The following is a 16,060-nucleotide window of genomic DNA, read 5'->3' as shown; positions in this document are numbered from 1 at the left end:
CGGGAGCGATTTATTTTCCCAAGCAGCAGGTCAACTATCTAGGCAATTTCTCCGGTAAGAACGGCTGCACGCAGGTGGTGGCCGACACCATCCAGTGGTCCGGCAATTCCAACATCAACCAGGACTGCTCGAGTCTGGGAATGAAAGACATTCCGGCGACCACCTCCATTCGACTCGTTGAGTAAGACTGAGCGTATTCCCTGGCCCGGGCGACGACTATTGCACGTGCCAATGGTTTAGGAGCCTGGTTGCTGTGGTCGCTTCGCTAGAATGAGTGGCGTTGGCGCGGTCGATCCCTTCCGACGCAGACCCGACAGCCGGGCCAGGCGAGGATGATGGCCAGAACGGCGAGCAAGGTCACAACGTTTATGTGGCCTTCGGATCGGAGGTGGGCCTTCCAAGGAAGATTGTCGGCCTTCCCCGGCCTTGGCGCTATGGTAGCGAGCGCGAACTTGGAAGATATCGGATTGGAACCGCAAAAGGCACACAAGTTCGCGTCGCCTTCGGCCGCAGCTTGCCCGTACTGCGCGGGTTGATGTCAGCGAGCCCCAGCAAGCGCCCCCAAGTGGGCAGATTCGCCGCTTAGCTTGGCACTTTTGACCGCCATGCTCGCGGCGGGACGATAATCCCGTCGACAGGAAGATCCTCCAAACCCTCGGGGCTGTTGGCTATGACGCCTTCGAGGCAGAGTTGGCACCGCTAGCGGCTGCCATCAACGGAGCTATTCGTCGTTCAGGATCGGTATGGAAGCTCGCCTCGTTGCGTTACGTTTGGTTCCTGCTCGCGTCCAATGGCATCCCCAGACTTGTGCAACCGCTGAAGATCGGCGATCGATCTGATTCTTAAACGGTGCAATCGTGTGGGTTGGGAGTTGCTCTTGCGCTGGCGCCCACCAATCACGGCATCTCTAGTCCATCAGCCATGCCGCTATGGCGAGATTATTCCGGTGACCCACCGGAGCCCGTCACGAGGCCGGGCTTAGCTAAAGCACATGATGCTATCGAGCGACTGATCGAGGCAGCCGGCCAGGACTCCGCTCGCTGGACCTCGCTCCTTGGGCACTGGGCGCATTTTGCGGCGCCTTGGCGAGAGCAGGCGGCCGAGCGGCTCGCTTCGGCATCTGCACATTTTGATGAACCTGCCGGGACTGCGTTTCGCGAGCAGTTGGGTGGGTAGATCAACAGGCATGAATCGTTCAGTGATGATTATGGACGAACACTCCTTGGCGCCGATGCGCAGAGTGTTTGATCCGCTTGAGCCAACCGATGTGACTGCCCGCTAGCGGATGCAGCCGCGGCCCCCGTCGAGGTAACGCCGCTCGAAATTATCATCACCTTTGCGCAAGACGTGGAACGACCGGACTCCCGAGGTTATGCGATGGCTGCGAGCCGCGTGTCTGAGAGCGTGAAAGACGAGCTCCTTCCGAAGGTTCTGCCTTCAGACGCTGACAATATTGGGGCATTTGCCAGCGGGATGTTGGCTGGCCTGCTGCAGGACGCAGCGAGGCATGGGTCTTGCGCCGCTTCGATGAGGCCACCCGCGCGCAGGACGACTTCAATGCGATGCTTCGGCTGGCTTTCGCATTACCGTCCCGCCGTGAGAATTGGGACCGAGTTGCCGCCGCCGGAGCCGTGCACGAGAACATGGCGGTCGACCTCAAGGCAGGACTATCAGAGTGAAGGCCGGCCGCGTTGCTCAACAGGCAACTCCGGGAAGTTAGGTCTGGCTTTCTGAACGGAACGATAACAGCACGGCGGCGCCCAGCAGCGCGGCACCTTTGGACGCTCTCACGGCTCAAAGCTGCGGGAGAGCTCCATCAACTCTCCTTTGTTAGAGATGCCGGTCATGTAGCCCGCGATGATACGCGATGCGCGATGCTCATTCGGCTTGTCGGTTTCATCAGCCACCGAACACCCGGATAAGGAAATTTCGTCTATATGATGTACCCCTCGCCCTGCATCGGGAGGCTCAACGGTCCCGGATCGCCTTGTCACGAATGCGCCTCGGGTTGTAGCCCGGGCCAAAGCATTGCCCGCATTCCGGTCGATCGAACTCGTAACCATTGCGTTCCGCGTAAGACAGCATCGCCAGCTGACCATGAAACAATCGAATAAGACGTAGCCACCAAGTCAAGGTCGGCTTCAGGTCAAACTCGCTCGGGTGGCGCGTCCGGTGGCATCTGTGGCAAACGTTCGGCAGCATCGGGGCAAAATGAGATTGTCGGATTCCAAATCATTTTCCGATCACGGACAAGCCGGTGATCAACGCAGACTGGCGGGAACTGAACTGTCGGTCGCCAGCTCGGGGGGCCGCCCCAAGCGACAACGGCGTTGTGGATCACATTAGGCGCTCGATGGGCGCCTTCAATGAGAAGGCCGGTTCATAGTGAACGAACTGTCACTATCCACAACACATATCATAATGCGTTTCTGTCCCATCAGGGGTTGAAGATTGCCAGACCAATTGATTTCAGGTGTCGACTTTCGAAGGGTGGTCGCGAAGAATCTCAGTCATTGATTTTGTACGCAAATGACAGTTCTGGCTGCGAACCGTTACGTTCGTGTGCGCTATAGAATGCATGCCGCGAACCGCCAGTTTGCGGTCGCGATGAAGAGCGCGATTGTCAGAGACTTGTCCATTCTAAAGGGCGGCCCGGCTTCGGATCTCGTGACGGGAGATGCCTTGGACCGGGCCTAGCTGGTCATAAGGCGGGGTGAGCCCCCTGCCCAGCATTCTTACACGATGAGCGTCATGGTAGCCCAATGCAAGGCCCTGAAAAGCCGAATGGTTAGCCGCACGGAGTAGCCGCCGATGGCCAGCTCCTTGCTCGGACGCGGCCATGGCCGCCAGTGAACAAGTAGCGCAGGCGCCGAAGCCCGTGAAACGGAAAGCGTTGCCGATCGCCGTCCCGATCTCGGCGGCCAGTCGGATAGCAATCTGCCGCACAACCCACCCCTCCATGGCAGTTCAATTGCGCGCTTCCGGATTGCTCCGGCTACCAGCCCACAGCGTTAATCTGGGAAAGGTCTGCGAAGTCGCCATAGATCGTCGAGCCCTTGACGAGTAAACACATGCCGCCGAGGACTTCGAAGAGGGAGCTTGATCCGTTGCAAACCGCGTGGTTCATCACGTTGGTGTGCAGGAGGGTCGCAGTTTGTACCCTGCGATCCTTGGCATCGGCATAGCCGATGCTGATCGCGATTGCGGTTACAGCAATAAGAGTCTTGCTCATAATTAACCCCAAGCAAAACCGGGTTGCCGCCCTCACGCTCAATATAGCACTGGCATAAGATGCTTCCATCCATCGGTTGGATGACTTGGGCTCATCAATATTAACTAGCGAGGTGAATGCGCGACGCGAAAATCGAAGTTGCCCCAACAGAGGACGCGGCGTTCGCCGTGGTCGACATCGATACCCTTTGACGAAACAAAACGACTGGCGCTGATTTTCCCTGGAAGGGTCGCGTCTGCAAAATCTTTTCGAAGCTCCGAACCGGTGAATGGAAGTTCTACTGGCAAACCAGCGCGCTCAATCTCCCGCCGAGGCCATAGCCCCCGCGACTGCCGTGGCCGTCCGATTTGCGCTCCATCGCTTCTGACGGACCGCGTGCCCGTCCAGCATCAAAATTTGATATCAGCCGGACGGGCGAGAGCTGCCGCGCCAACGCCTGTCACGAAGCGACGCGATTGTCAGCGGGCGTTGGCTGATGGAGCCGTCTTGTCCTGCGTGGCCGCCGGCATGTCCTTGGTCGCCGCACCTGTCTGGGTGTCGGTGGCCGGGACGGTATGGTCATCACCCGACAGCGGACTACCCCCGCCAGGCACGTCCTCGCCTGTCGGAGCCGTGTTGTTTATGCCGTTTCGGAACGGCTGGCTGTCGGTCGTCAAACCGCCTGCCTCCGTGGCGGTAAAAAGGTGATCGGCTGCCGACGCAGGGCCGGCGAGCAGCGAAAACGCTGCAATGATGATAAGTGTTCGCATCCCGGTCTCCATTTGTTTGGAGTTCAACGTCCCGACCGATGCGCTACCTTTAGTTGCCCGGCAGGGACGGGCGTCCCTTAACCTCTTCAACGCCGCGCCCTGTCCTTTTATTCCCGAAAAAGCGCTTTCAACGTGCAGTCGGACCAACGTTCCGTCGCCAAGAACATCACGAAAGGCCCTGCCTTACGCCTACTTTCCGGCGTTGATGGCGCGACTCGGCGCATGGAAAGCATCTCGCGCCGCGCGTTAGAGTTCACGAGGAAGACGCCGCTGGTGCCGCACAAGGCAACGTAAGCCATTGAAGGGAAGCACCGGGAAGGAAGTCGAGTTCAATCCGGTGGAACGGGACAGGACGGGTGCAGCAGTCAAGAAACGCTCTTTAGGCCGAGTGACCAGGGCACTCGGTCCTAATTGAGTGAACTCTAATGTTCGAATAAATTAGTCGTAGCGGGGTTTGGGGCTTCTTCCTTTCCCGCAAAGGCCGGCGCGGTGCGATAGATCTAGCAACGAGCGCCCGACTGCGCCGGCCATTTCACGCCCTAACTTGGTCAACGATGGGCTGGCGCCCTCATTGAGCGCTTGCAGACAATTTGGTAGTGTCTCAGTTTGAAATTTCGGCCACTGACTTTTTGTAAGGGCCCCGCTTGCCGGGCTTCGGCGCAACTGCGTCCATCTTCTCGCAAAGGTCTTCCATCGACCAGAGCGTCTTGGACACGCCAGCGGCCATTGCCGGCGTCATTTTCAGCGTCTTGTGCATTTTGATTGTACCAGACGGTGTAGATCGCGACCATGTGGACGTGGTTTTCGAACTTCTTTGAGAAGGCATTGGTAAGTCGCGTGAAGCGGCGGTTCGCCATGCGCATGGTGAGATTGGCGCGCTCGATATGCGACGTGCTGACATGCTCCGGATCGGGATTGCCTTCGACGCGCGTCGTGACCGCGCCAGTGCAGACAGCCGGGCTATAGCGGCGCTCTGGCGACTTGTTGCTTTCCGGCTCGCCGTACTGCTTCACCAGCATGGCGTAATCGATGTCGGCCCCAAAGGCTTCCTCGATGGCGTTGAGATAGGCGCGGTGGCCATCGGTCGTAAGCTGGACGCGGTTGGCAAGACGGTCCTTCACGTCATCCATGAAGGCCAGCGCATATTCGCCGTCACGGCCGCCGACCAGCCACGACACGATAAGCTTGCTGTCGCTATCCAGCGCGGTCCAGGTCCACACGTCGCCAGCGCCTCGACCGGCTGCTTCATGGTCGAGGGCAGCTTCGTCAGAAGTTGGAATCCCAGTCAGCCTAGGGAACGCCCCCGATGCCAGAGTATTTTGTTGAACAAATGACGGGTGAGACGGTTACTACATGGCGAGTTGTGAGGGCCGAGACACCGGGAGAGGCAGCTCGCGAAGGTACTGGATGTGATGTCAAAGCGCGAACAGCCGAATTCACAGGCCGCGGATCTCGCTTCACGCAGTTTAGTCATCGCGGCGTACGAAAGCCTCGTCCTTCAAGATTGCCGATTTCTATGTTAATTTCCGAGCTGCCAATGCGCGCGTACGGCGCATTCTTAGGCAGGCTCGGAGTCCGCGATGCTCCCGGTGGACGAGACATCCTTCGAGACGGTTCTGGGCGAACGCGTCCAGGATATGCTTGATGCCTGCACGCGATGCGGCAAGTGCGTTGAGGTTTGCCCAAGCGTGGTGCCCGCCGGCATCCCGGAGGCGAAGTCCGAAGACCTCATCGGTGGTATCCTCGATCTTGTCCGCACCGGTAACGGTCCGGAGACGTCGCGCGAATGGGCAGCCTCCTGCATGCTCAGCGGAGAATGCATCAAGGCGTGCGACTACGGCGTCAATCCACGCTTTCTCCTTACCATGGCACGCCTTAGCGTCGCGAAGGCTGACAAGGAGCTTGCTGAACGACGCCGGCAAGGCGTGGAGAGATACCGTGAGGTCAGCCGCGGTGTAACGATGCTGTCGCGTTTGCAACTCGATACGGAGGTCCTGGAACGGCTGGGTCAAAAATCAGCGTCAGTATCCATGCCCACCGAGCCGGCGGACTTTGTGTTCTACACCGGCTGCAATGTGCTCAAGACGCCACACATTGCCTTGCTTGCCCTCGATATCATGGACGAACTCAGCATCAGTTACCAGGTTATGGGCGGTCCCAGCCATTGTTGCGGCATTTCGCAACTCAAGGCCGGCGACGCCGAGATGACCGGTCGCATGGGGTCCAGCTCGATGGAGAAGTTGTCGCACTCCAGGTTGGGACAGGTGATCACCTGGTGTCCGACTTGCTACGTCCAGTTCACAGAAAACATCCTGCCAACGGTGGAACGACAGCGCGGCTCCCGCCCATTCGAGATGAAGCCGTTTATGCGATTCCTCCGCGACCGGCTGGCGCAGTTGAGGCCGCACCTGCAGCACAGGGTCGACATTCGCGTCGCGCTTCACAAGCATCCTGGCGTAGCCGGCGTGGTGGAGGCTGCCACCGAAATCCTAAAGATGGTCCCCGGCATTGAGCTTGTGGAACTGCATCAGCCGGCGGTGGGTCTGCAGAGCGTGCATGTCGGTGTGCTTCCTAAGTTCAAGCGTGAGTTGCAGCTGAGAGAACTTGAAGCGGCGCGTGACGCGGGTGTTGATGCGCTGGTTGCGGTTTATCATTCCGATCATCGCGAACTGTGTGCTCACGAGCGCGATTGGCCATTCCGCATCATCAATATCCTTGAAGTGATTGGTGAAAGCATGGGGTTGCATCACCACGATCGCTACAAGCAGCTCAAGCTCATGCACGACGCCGATCAGATCGTCACCGAATGCAGCGACCTGATCGCAAGGCACTCCCTTGATCCCAATGATGCTCGTGACGTCGTGGTCAGGGTGCTGCTTGGAGACCAGCCGCTTCCACTGAGGGGGTGATAGCGAGCGAGGCGCGAGTGCCGTGGCGGAGCAGCAAATTCGGTCGCTTTTAGTTCCACTAGCGGAACCCCCTGGGGTTCATGGAAAGCTCTTCGAACTTTCTGGGTCGCTGCCTCAGCCGGAACTGCGAGTGCTTATGGATAAAGCGAGACAGCAGATTCGGGTTTAGGAGCATGTGGACGGCAGCTTGGCGCCTCAAACTACGAGACCACGCCCCAGATACCAGTTTGGTCCGACTCCCTGCTCAGGCTGTCGCTCATCATCTAAATCGGCGCCAAGCTCTCAATGTGATCGGCGATGTAAGCCGCGTCACGCCCGACAAAGGACAGGACGGCCGACCGGAACGTTTGCATCCAGTGAAGCCCAAGAAAATAGACTCCCTGACAAGCGGTGACGCCGCGCTGTTGGACAGGAGCGCCGTTAGCATCGATGATCTTCAGATTCACCCAGCCGTAGTTATAGCCGTATCCGCTCGCCCAGATGATCGTGCGGACGTTCTCCTGACTCAATTTCAAGGCGCGCATACTCTCGACCTGGAGAGTCAGGGGTGGCAGCGAGCGGTCCTGCTGGTCCAGTTCCGACTGCATCGCATCCGTAGCGGCCAGATGGTCTGCGGCCTCCAAAAAGCCGGCATAGCTTTTGTCGGCAGCCGCAAGCGTTTCCATAGCGTCATCGGCAAACATTGCTGTACCATCGGCAATCCCAACCAATCGCCCAAGCAAAGTAGCACCCTCAACGCCTAACCGACGCGGATCAAGATCATAGCCCCCGTCCATGCCGGTCAAGATTACCGACGGCGGATGCCTCCTATTGGGGAACGAGTCGATGGTCACGTCGAAGCGGCCCAACTTTTCGTACCACCAGATAAGATCTTGACCACGATAACGCCGAGGCACTCTGCTGTGTCGGCTGACAGCAAGAAACACTTGTCGGCCACTGCGCAACAGTTCATCTGCAATCTGGCAGCCCGAGTTGCCACTGCCTACCACAAGAACAGTCCCCGGCGGCAGCTGTTGAGGGTTTCGGTAGCAAGTCGCATCTATCTGACAGATCGAGGCTGGTACTGCGTGGCTGTATCCCGGAACAATCGGATGTTGAAACGGACCGGTCGCAATAACAACATTGCGCGCCCTGATTCGGGCCTGTGCGATTTTCAGATCTTCACGGTCAGCGAGCACGCGGTCGCTCTGATGCTGGCAGTCCGCTGGTGCGGCGCTCGACGTGTTCGACCAGGAGCCGCCGAAGACCGACGATCCGCTGTTTTCGCTACCCAACGTCTTGTGCACGCCGCATGTCGCGGCCTGGACGACTGAAGGAACTCAGGCCATCGGCTGGCATGCGGCCAAGAACCTCTGGGCGATGATGAGCGGCGAAGGACATGCCGATATCGTCAACCCGCAAGCCAAGCAGCGCAGGAGTGCGCCCTTGCTCAGCGACGTGTGATTCCAGGAGGCTGCGTGAATGCCCAACCCCCTCCTCTCTCGATTGTGGCCACCTGCTTCCATGTTTCGGCATCGGGCCACGTCTCGACGATACCACCTAACCTGAATGTCAGCTCTCGAGGATTCGCAGTCCGAACCCGCCGGTCTTCTCTCGGCCCCGAAGAGGACGTCGAAAGTAGGTGAAGCGTGGCCCGGACGGTGTCGCTGCGCACCTGACGGGTGCGCATACACCGGCAACGCTTACCCCGACAGCCTTAATCCAGTCATCAAGCTGAGTGGCAGGTGCCATCACGACACGTCATACTGCTGCGCCAGCGAGTCGGAAAGCTGGTCAGCAAAACGGGCAGCGGCCACCGGCAGGGTGCGGCCCTTGAGTTGGCCGACATAGAGCATGCCAGCGGGCACGTCGCGCGGGTCGAGCGGCCGGGAGATCATATCACCGGTCATCGTCTGGTGGGACAGGCCAATTGGGAAATGGAAGGTGATGATATCCTCCGAGATAGCGTGGTTGCGCAGGAATTCGAAGCTGTCCGATTGAATCACCGGCTCCAGCTGCAGCGATGACGATTGCGCCCCGATGTCGAGCAGGTAGCGCACGCCGTAACTTGATGTGGGAAGCGCGATTGGATAGTCGAGGCAAGCGCGCAAGCGCACCGTCTCGTGAGAAGCCAGCGGATGATCGGGCCGCATAACCGCATGCACCGGCTGGTGCACCCGCATCAGCGTCATGAAAGCAGCCAGCCGGGTTGGCTCGTAGACGATGGCGATGTCGGCCGTGTGATCGACCAAGGCACGCTCGGCCTCCTCCCGGTCGCGCAGGTGCACTCCGAAGGTCACATTCGGATGTTCCTTGCGGTAGAGTGAGATCTGCATCGGCAAATGGTAGGGCAATAGCGCTTGGCTGCAGGCGACCGCCACATGGCCACGCCGGGCGCCAGCAAGGTCTGCAATCTGCGATTTCACGTGCTCCATATCGGATAACTGGTTGCGCATGTGCTGCACTAGAAGTTCGCCGGCGCTGGACAATCGCACGCCGTGAGGCAGTCGCTCGAAAATCGCAACGCCGAGTTCGGCCTCCATCGCCAATATACGCCGGTTGAGCGCCGTCGAGGTTATGGCGAGCAATTCTGCGGCGGCGCGGATCGAACCGGTCTTGGCCACCACATCGATATAGTGAGCGGAGTTCAGGTAACGCATCGGCAGCCTCCGGCACCACCGCTGCAATTCTTGCAGCAGGCTGAACGAAACATAGCACAAGACAGCAGCACCGTCATCGACATAATTAAACCTGTCGACATATGAGTGAAGAAATACCTTCAAGCGACATCGATCATTCAGAATCAATGAAAGGTTGGGCAATAGATTTGTTCCATCTCTTCCAGTAACTTATCAAATAAAAAGGAACAACCATGCGTTACATATAAATTGTAAGCTTAGCCTCTCTCGGTATTGTTGCCCTGCAAATGTATCGGCGATAGCCTCCGAACAATGCGGCGACGTGACCGTGTGATCGGGATACCCAGGTTATACTAGCCAATGTAGTGTGACCTCCAAGGTTAGCATCGATGAAAGTTGTCTAGCCGATGTCGGCGAGCATAAAAGCTGCGGCTCTTTGGTGCGGCAATAAAGATTCGCTAGTAAAGAAAAACCCGACATTTGAAATCTCTTGTTCGGAATTCCTGTTGGGCGTTAGTGCGCGGGTCGCGCGTATGCGCGCCGAGAGTACCATCACTTTTTCGCCCGCCGACCGCTGCCGCCTTCTAGCTGTGGTCATATGGCATAAGGTCCTTGAACAGAGCTTGGTTACGCCAAATGTCATGTTTCGATTTCTGGAGCAACCGAAACGTAGATGCCACTTCAACCTGAAGGAACGACTAGATGACGTCGACCACCTCTTCCAGACTTACCTTCCTTGTATTTACCGCCGGATGCATCGCATTGGCGTTACTCTTCCACTACGCACCGGCTGGGGATTTTCCCTCGAAATATGCCAGGACCGCCCCGGCGGCGCTGGCCGCGCAACCGACGCGCATAGACGTCGACAACGAGGCGCACGCGATCCGCTTCTACATCGACGGCAACCAGGTCGCCATGCTCGACGCGACTGGTTTCAAGCCATGAGGCCACAGAGCCAGGAGAGCAAAACCGTCAGGAAATTCGTTATGTCAGGGCTGTTCGTCGTGCTTGCCCTGTCGCAGACGGCGGAGGCCCAGACGAAAGTCCCGGTGACGCAGGAAGTTGCCGCCAAGGCCGAGCAGGCCAAGCCGCCGCTGGACAACATGGCCACAGGCGGGGTCAAGCCCGCGGCGCAGGCAAGTGTGCCGGCCACCGACGGGTCGCAGTACCCGCCGGCACTGTATTTCAATTTCCAGTAGGTCGTTGCTTGCCGGGGGAAGTGATCCTCCTGATCATCAAGGACATTGCGCCGCATCGGCTCGTGAGGCGAGCGGCGTTATGCCGCCGCTGCGACAGCGGCGAACGTCTATAGCAGCTACGAAGGCGCGTGCCTGATCTTCCGCCAGACGATTGCTCAGCGCGCCTTGCGCGCCACTATGGCGGAAGCATTGTTCTGCTATCGGCGACGCTCTGTCGAGAACGCAAATGTCGAAGGACGCCCTAGGATAAGGTAGTGCGCGTCCCGGCACGTGCCGGTCAATCGTTTCGGGCGAAAAACAAAAAAGGAGCGTCCGAGATGGGACGCTCCAGAAGCTCGCCGCATTAACCCTTAGGTTTGCGCTGGGCAGGAGCTTTCTTGGCTAGGGTGGGCTGCGGTTTGCGTCCGAGCCCCGCCGCCTTTGCGAGCGTCGATCTTTGAGCCGCGTAGTTCGGCGCAACCATCGGGTAATCCGGCTTCAATCCCCATTTCTCGCGATATTCGTCCGGAGTGAGCCCGTAGTGTACAGCGAGATGCCGTTTCAGCGATTTGAACTTCTTCCCGTCTTCCAGGCAGACGATGTAGTCGGCGTTACCGACCTTCTGGGATTTGTGGCTGGCTCCTGACTCGGCAACTCAGTCACGCTCGGCTGGCCAAGGCCTGTCAGTGACGAATGAATCGACGCGATGAGATCTGGCAACCCAGCAACGGGTAGTGGATTTTGGCTGACATAGGCAGAAACAATGTCTGCAGTCAGCCCGACGAGATCGGCCGTTTGGGCTTCGTTCTGATCGCTCAAGTATTCGCTCCTAAAATAGGGATAAAGCACGCCTCACGCATCTGTCCTAGTACCGCAATTTTGAGCGATGCCGAGATAAATCCCACCAGCGAAGCTGTGAGATGGATTTCGCTGAGGCGAAACTCGCCAGAGTGCGTCTAATTCGCTGGGGTTCCTGGAAGCTTTTCGAACTTTCTGCGTCGCGCATCAGGCTGAATTGCGGGTGCTTATGGACAAAGTGGGACATTCGGTATTTGGGCGTTCTGGATGGCAGCTTCGCGCCTCATGTCGGCCGTTGAAGTCAGCTTCGCCAATGCCTCAAAGCGGACATAACCGGCGACCTCGCTAGACGTCGTGGTTCGCCGAGAGCCGCCGTTGGCGTATTTACGACCGGCACACTTGTCAGTCAGGCAGCCCGGCCTTGCGCATCCCCTCGACGAAGTATTGGACCACGACCAAATGGCGCGCCGGCTGGGAGGCAGCCCACCGTCCTAGGGAAAACTGGGGGTTATTGGCTATAAAGATGTTCGCCTCTCGACGAGCTTCGCGGTCGCGATCCACCAGTGCAAGCGCGGCTGCAAGCACCTTCCTTGATCCCGAGCGATAGGTCGCCTCATTGCGCAGGGTGTCGATTGCCGCATCATATCGGCCGGCAGCGTAGTGGACCATTCCCAAGATCCAGAAATACCAGCCGGCTGGGTGCGGATTAAGCCGAAAAGCCCTGAGGATCATGTCCCTGGCCTCAACGATACGGCCGTCCCACATCAGCATTTCGGCACTCATAACAAGGGTATCCGCGTGGTTGGGATCGAGCGCCAGAGCGGCGGCGAAAGCGGCTTCCGACTCTGCCCAACGACGCTCATAGGCCTGCAGGTAGCCAACCACCCAGTGATTGCCAGCGTCGTTCGGATCGAGTTCTACGGAACGAAGCGCAAACTCGATCGACTCTAGCCTCTTAGTTTCCGGCGAGCCTATGCTGTGAGCCCAATACGACCAAAGCGTGAAGGCCAGCCAGCGCATGGCTTCAGCATAATCCGGCTCGATCGTGACCGCTTCTCTCAGCAGGATCTCGCACTCGCGGATTGCTTCGGCGGATCCGGCAAGGTGGGCGATGAGTGGACGCGCTCGCAAGCAGAGCTCATAGGCCTCGAGATTTTTCGGGCGGCTGCGCGCAGGCAACGTGGTAAGTCGGCCGACAAGGGCCTCGACAATTTTGCCCGTTACCTCGTCCTGCACCGAGAATATGTCTTCGACGCTGCGGTCGAACCGCTCAGCCCAGAGGTGATCGCCGCCGGTCGCGTCGATAAGCTGGACGTTAATCCGAACACGTCCGTCGAGGCGGCGCGCACTGCCTTCCAACACATAACGGACGCCAAGCTCGCGGGCGATCTGGCGGACGTCTATCGCCTTGGCTTTGTAAGCAAACGTGGAGTGTCGCGCGATGACGAACAACCCCTCATTTCTAGACAGGTCGGTGATTAGGTCTTCAGTCAGCCCATCCGCGAAGACGTCCTGCTCGCGATCGCCGCTCATGTTGGTGAACGGAAGAACCGCCAAAGAAGGCTTGGCGGGAAGCCTCGGCGGGGTCGCTTCGATGACACTTTCGATATGACCGCCCGGCAGCGGCCGCAGACGATACACGCGCACGGGCTCGGCAATATTCTTTAGTGCTTGCTCTCCCAAATCGTCAAAGGCGGCGTCGAGCTTGCGCTTTACCTGGTCGAACACGCTCGCGGAAATGCACACTTCGCCAGGCTCCGCGACGGTTTCGAGCCGCACCGCAACATTGACACCGTCGCCATAGATATCGCTCCCCTCGACGATAACGTCACCGAGGTTGACCCCAATGCGCAAGGTGATGCGCTTGGGCTCAGGCAGTGGCCCATTGGCCTTCGCTGTTTCGTGCTGCAGATCAAGCGCGCATTGAGAGGCGTTCACCGCGCTTGCGAACTCCACCAGCACCCCATCGCCCATCACCTTTACGAGACGCCCATGGTATTTGGCGATGAGAGGTGCCAGGACTTCGCTGCGCCGCTGCTTCAGCGCTTTGAGAGTCCCCACTTCGTCGAGCCCCATCAGGCGCGAATACCCTACGACGTCCGCGCTCATTATCGCGGCGAGGCGTCGCGGCGCGCTATGTTTGGCCATCCGTCACCAGAACGATCGTGACTGCTGCATCAGGATAGTCACGGCGTGCAGACAAGTCCATAAGTGTCGCTGTTCCTCCGGTGAGCCTGGACGATCAACCAACCGATGCTTTCCCGCCACGACAGGATCAGAAGCGCTCCAGTCTGCCGAACGTCGGCCTTGCGCTTCAGATCAGCCATTGGCACCGCACCCGTGAAGTGACCGGTTTCAGCCGTTGGCAGACGATATTCGTAATCAGAAGAGACTGACAGTCGATACAGTCGACGGTGGTTCGGGGGCTTGGATTCGGGGTGGCTTTCGTCCTTTGGAATTCCCGGAAACAGCAGTTTGCAGTATGCTGCTGCCTTTGCAGGGTGAGCCTGGTGTCGTTCGCCCTCACACGCAGTCGTTATCGGCGGCACGATTTTGGCGGGGGCACATGAGGGGGATTCTTGATGCGGTCGTCATAGGCGCTGGCTCGGCCGGCCTTGGCGTCAGCTATTTCCTGCCAGGCCCGGCCAGCATGGTGGTCAGACCTGCCGACCATAGTTCGCCAGGTCGATTCCTCTGCCTACCGCAACCCGGCCGAGCTTGTTGAGGGCGCCGTGCTAGTCGTCGAGAGTGGTCAATCGGGTGGCCAGATTGCCGAGGATCTGGTGCAAGCCGGACGTCGGGTGTTTCTGGCGACGAGCCGCACTGGCCGCCTAATGCGCCGCTACCGGGGTGGCGACTCGTTCAACTGGCTCACCATCTCCGGCTTTGCCGACGTGCCGCGCCGTGAGCTCATACTGGAAAACGGCGGCAGGCCGCCGCCGCGCCCGCTGCTCGGCGCGACCCACACAATCAGCTTGCAGTCCTTAGCGCCCAAGGGGTCGTATTGCTCGGCCGTTTCAATGGCATCGTGAATGGCAGCCTGGCCTTCGGTGACGACGTCGACGACCACATGCGGTTCGCAGACGAAGCCTCGGCCTACGCGAAGCGGGTGATCGACGAGTACATCGAGCGCGCCGGCATCGATGCGCCGCCGGCTGAGGATGATCCTGCTGAAACGGTTGCGTCGAGCGTGCCGAGCCCGCCGATCCGATCGACCGACTTGGCCGCAAGCGGCATCTCTTCGATCATCTGGTGCACCGGATTCTCGGGCGACTTTTCATGGGTGAAGATTCCCGGGGTCCTCGATGAGGCCGGCCAGCCGAAGCACGAGGACGGTATGGGCACCATTCCCGGGCTCTATTTCGCCGGCCTCGACTTTGCGGTAACGCGCAAATCAGGCACCATTCCGGCCGTTGCAGAGGAGTCGGACCATCTGGTGAGCCACATCGCAACAAAAGTGACTCGACCTCAGGAGGAAGCAGACGAACGGGCCGCTGGCCTGGCCGCGGGCGCCGGTCAAGGGAACGAGCAGTGCAACGTTGCGGCACCGGCAGTTTTGCGAGGCAACTTGCTGCTGAGGGCGCATATGTAACCGCTATCGATCCGGGAGTGGACGCTATACGGGCTGCCACCGCCGCTGTTCCGCAGGTCAGCTTCCTCAAAGGTGTTGCCGAGGCGCTTCCTTTTGACGAGGCGACATTCGACATTGCCGTGATGATCCGTGCTCCACCACGTTCCCGAAATGGCGATGCGGCAGCGCTTCGCGAAGCTGGCCGTGTTGTTAGGCCAGACGGCGTTGTGATCATCATCGAGCCGTTGCCCACCGGCAACTTCTTCTCCGTCCTTCTCTTGATCGAAGACGAGACCGTTGTCCGGCAAGCGGCGCAACGCGCAATCGAAACAGCCATACTCTCTGGAATGCTCATCCGGATGACCACGCTGAACTATGTTCGTCGAGAAGTCTTTCGAACAGTGGAAGACTTTTTGGATCGCGTCGTAGCTGTCGATCTATCGCGACGCGACATTGTGGAGAAAGACAAATCGGCCCTAATAGCGGAGGTACTTGCAGCGGCGCACCTCAATAGTGAGGGTTCGCTCGTCTTCGACCAACCCATCAAGGTCGATATCCTCGGACGCTGCTGATTTGAAGTCCCCATTCCGGAATCTTCATTAGATAGCGGCAACCAAAGGACCGTTTTCGGCACCAGTTTCCAACTGTTGCCTGGGGTCAACTCAACGTCCGGGGTGGTCAGGCGAAGGCACCAGTCCTTCTGACAGTTGCGTCCGCTATCGTTCTTCCGACGCCAAAAGCCGCCAGTCCGCTTATCGCCCCCAAGCGGCGAATGCCCTGCACCTTTGTACTTCGGCCAATCCCAGCCGAGGAGAACTCACATGGGCCATTCTCAATTCGATGATGCTAGATAGGCGCGAGCGCGTAGCTTGGAACGTGGGAAAGAAGGTACGGCACCAAGCGACCGCTTCACGCAGAAGCAAATCTGGGCAATTCGTTTTCTCTCGATTGTGAAAGACTGGAATGACTGCAATTGGCGCGACAGCGCCCTTTGAACGCGCTGCC

The 16,060-nt window shown here is 58.8% G+C and carries 12 protein-coding genes and 4 pseudogenes; 9 read left to right on the top strand and 7 right to left on the bottom strand.

The features are described 5' to 3' along the window. Both EN857_RS31075 and EN857_RS34970 read left to right on the top strand, forming a co-directional pair. Positions 1-185, top strand: a pseudogene (locus tag EN857_RS31075) (hypothetical protein); the annotation flags it as partial. Positions 186-1,514: 1,329 nt separating this feature from the next. Further along, positions 1,515-1,679: a hypothetical protein gene (locus EN857_RS34970; protein ID WP_187331509.1), complete on the top strand. Its 165-nt coding sequence runs from the start codon at positions 1,515-1,517 to the stop codon at positions 1,677-1,679. 1,316 nt (positions 1,680-2,995) lie between these two features. On the opposite strand, the gene EN857_RS31070 is transcribed toward EN857_RS34970, so the two are convergent. The 3 genes and pseudogenes from EN857_RS31070 to EN857_RS31060 all read right to left on the bottom strand — a co-directional run. After that, the gene (locus EN857_RS31070; protein ID WP_127394198.1) at positions 2,996-3,232 is read right to left on the bottom strand and encodes a hypothetical protein; all 237 of its coding nucleotides are present in this window, start codon (positions 3,230-3,232) and stop codon (positions 2,996-2,998) included. Between the two features lie 458 nt (positions 3,233-3,690). Next, entirely contained in the window at positions 3,691-3,981 is a 291-nt protein-coding gene (locus EN857_RS31065; RefSeq protein ID WP_127394197.1) for a hypothetical protein, read from the bottom strand. Between the two features lie 601 nt (positions 3,982-4,582). Beyond that, positions 4,583-5,228 (bottom strand): annotated as a pseudogene (locus EN857_RS31060) (IS1 family transposase); the annotation flags it as partial. Between the two features lie 333 nt (positions 5,229-5,561). Here EN857_RS31060 and EN857_RS31055 point away from each other — a divergent pair. Then, the gene (locus EN857_RS31055) at positions 5,562-6,890 is read left to right on the top strand and encodes a (Fe-S)-binding protein (RefSeq protein ID WP_127394068.1); all 1,329 of its coding nucleotides are present in this window, start codon (positions 5,562-5,564) and stop codon (positions 6,888-6,890) included. Between the two features lie 263 nt (positions 6,891-7,153). On the opposite strand, the gene EN857_RS31050 is transcribed toward EN857_RS31055, so the two are convergent. Continuing rightward, positions 7,154-8,068, bottom strand: a complete 915-nt coding sequence (locus tag EN857_RS31050) for an NAD(P)-binding domain-containing protein (RefSeq protein WP_187331508.1) — start codon at positions 8,066-8,068, stop codon at positions 7,154-7,156. A 37-nt stretch (positions 8,069-8,105) separates the two neighbouring features. Here EN857_RS31050 and EN857_RS31045 point away from each other — a divergent pair. Continuing rightward, a pseudogene (locus EN857_RS31045) lies at positions 8,106-8,333 on the top strand (NAD(P)-dependent oxidoreductase); the annotation flags it as partial. A 287-nt stretch (positions 8,334-8,620) separates the two neighbouring features. On the opposite strand, the gene EN857_RS31040 reads toward EN857_RS31045, so the two are convergent. Further along, positions 8,621-9,529 carry a LysR family transcriptional regulator gene (locus tag EN857_RS31040; RefSeq protein WP_127391441.1) on the bottom strand — a complete coding sequence of 303 codons (909 nt, stop codon included), beginning with the start codon at positions 9,527-9,529 and terminating at the stop codon, positions 8,621-8,623. Positions 9,530-10,210: 681 nt separating this feature from the next. Between EN857_RS31040 and EN857_RS31035 the strand changes: the two genes are divergently transcribed. Continuing rightward, positions 10,211-10,453, top strand: a complete 243-nt coding sequence (locus EN857_RS31035; RefSeq protein ID WP_127391442.1) for a hypothetical protein — start codon at positions 10,211-10,213, stop codon at positions 10,451-10,453. 41 nt (positions 10,454-10,494) lie between these two features. Further along, a complete protein-coding gene (locus tag EN857_RS31030) occupies positions 10,495-10,707 on the top strand; it encodes a hypothetical protein (RefSeq protein WP_127391443.1) in 213 nt (70 codons plus the stop codon). Between the two features lie 343 nt (positions 10,708-11,050). Here EN857_RS31030 and EN857_RS31025 read toward each other — a convergent pair. Both EN857_RS31025 and EN857_RS31020 read right to left on the bottom strand, forming a co-directional pair. Continuing rightward, positions 11,051-11,505: pseudogene (locus EN857_RS31025) on the bottom strand (MucR family transcriptional regulator). Between the two features lie 381 nt (positions 11,506-11,886). Continuing rightward, positions 11,887-13,632: an adenylate/guanylate cyclase domain-containing protein gene (locus tag EN857_RS31020; RefSeq protein WP_127391444.1), complete on the bottom strand. Its 1,746-nt coding sequence runs from the start codon at positions 13,630-13,632 to the stop codon at positions 11,887-11,889. A 467-nt stretch (positions 13,633-14,099) separates the two neighbouring features. On the opposite strand from EN857_RS31020, the gene EN857_RS36380 reads away from it, so the two are divergent. Genes EN857_RS36380 through EN857_RS31010 form a run of 3 tightly spaced genes read left to right on the top strand, consistent with a single transcriptional unit; the run spans position 14,100 to position 15,627 of the window. Next, positions 14,100-14,516 (top strand): hypothetical protein, encoded by a 417-nt coding sequence (locus EN857_RS36380; protein ID WP_187331507.1) that lies wholly within the window; start codon positions 14,100-14,102, stop codon positions 14,514-14,516. After that, entirely contained in the window at positions 14,489-15,076 is a 588-nt protein-coding gene (locus EN857_RS36375) for a hypothetical protein (protein ID WP_187331506.1), read from the top strand. The genes EN857_RS36380 and EN857_RS36375 overlap by 28 nt, the downstream gene beginning before the upstream one ends. Next, entirely contained in the window at positions 15,016-15,627 is a 612-nt protein-coding gene (locus EN857_RS31010; protein WP_187331505.1) for a class I SAM-dependent methyltransferase, read from the top strand. Before EN857_RS36375 ends, EN857_RS31010 begins: the two co-directional genes overlap by 61 nt. Positions 15,628-16,060 lie beyond the last annotated feature (433 nt).

Origin of the sequence: Mesorhizobium sp. M4B.F.Ca.ET.214.01.1.1, assembly GCF_004791545.1 — a bacterium.
GTDB classification, from domain to species: domain Bacteria; phylum Pseudomonadota; class Alphaproteobacteria; order Rhizobiales; family Rhizobiaceae; genus Mesorhizobium; species Mesorhizobium abyssinicae.
The sequence above is the reverse complement of the archived record's forward strand: the minus strand, read 5'-3'. Positions and strand labels throughout refer to the sequence as shown.

Excerpts from the sequence above, each read along its gene's own strand:
- EN857_RS31070 (WP_127394198.1), bottom strand. The coding sequence starts at position 3,232 with ATGAGCAAGACTCTTATTGCTGTAACCGCAATCGCGATCAGCATCGGC.
- EN857_RS31065 (WP_127394197.1), bottom strand. The coding sequence starts at position 3,981 with ATGCGAACACTTATCATCATTGCAGCGTTTTCGCTGCTCGCCGGCCCT.
- EN857_RS31055 (WP_127394068.1), top strand. The coding sequence starts at position 5,562 with ATGCTCCCGGTGGACGAGACATCCTTCGAGACGGTTCTGGGCGAACGC.
- EN857_RS31040 (WP_127391441.1), bottom strand. The coding sequence starts at position 9,529 with ATGCGTTACCTGAACTCCGCTCACTATATCGATGTGGTGGCCAAGACC.
- EN857_RS31035 (WP_127391442.1), top strand. The coding sequence starts at position 10,211 with ATGACGTCGACCACCTCTTCCAGACTTACCTTCCTTGTATTTACCGCC.
- EN857_RS31030 (WP_127391443.1), top strand. The coding sequence starts at position 10,495 with ATGTCAGGGCTGTTCGTCGTGCTTGCCCTGTCGCAGACGGCGGAGGCC.
- EN857_RS31020 (WP_127391444.1), bottom strand. The coding sequence starts at position 13,632 with ATGGCCAAACATAGCGCGCCGCGACGCCTCGCCGCGATAATGAGCGCG.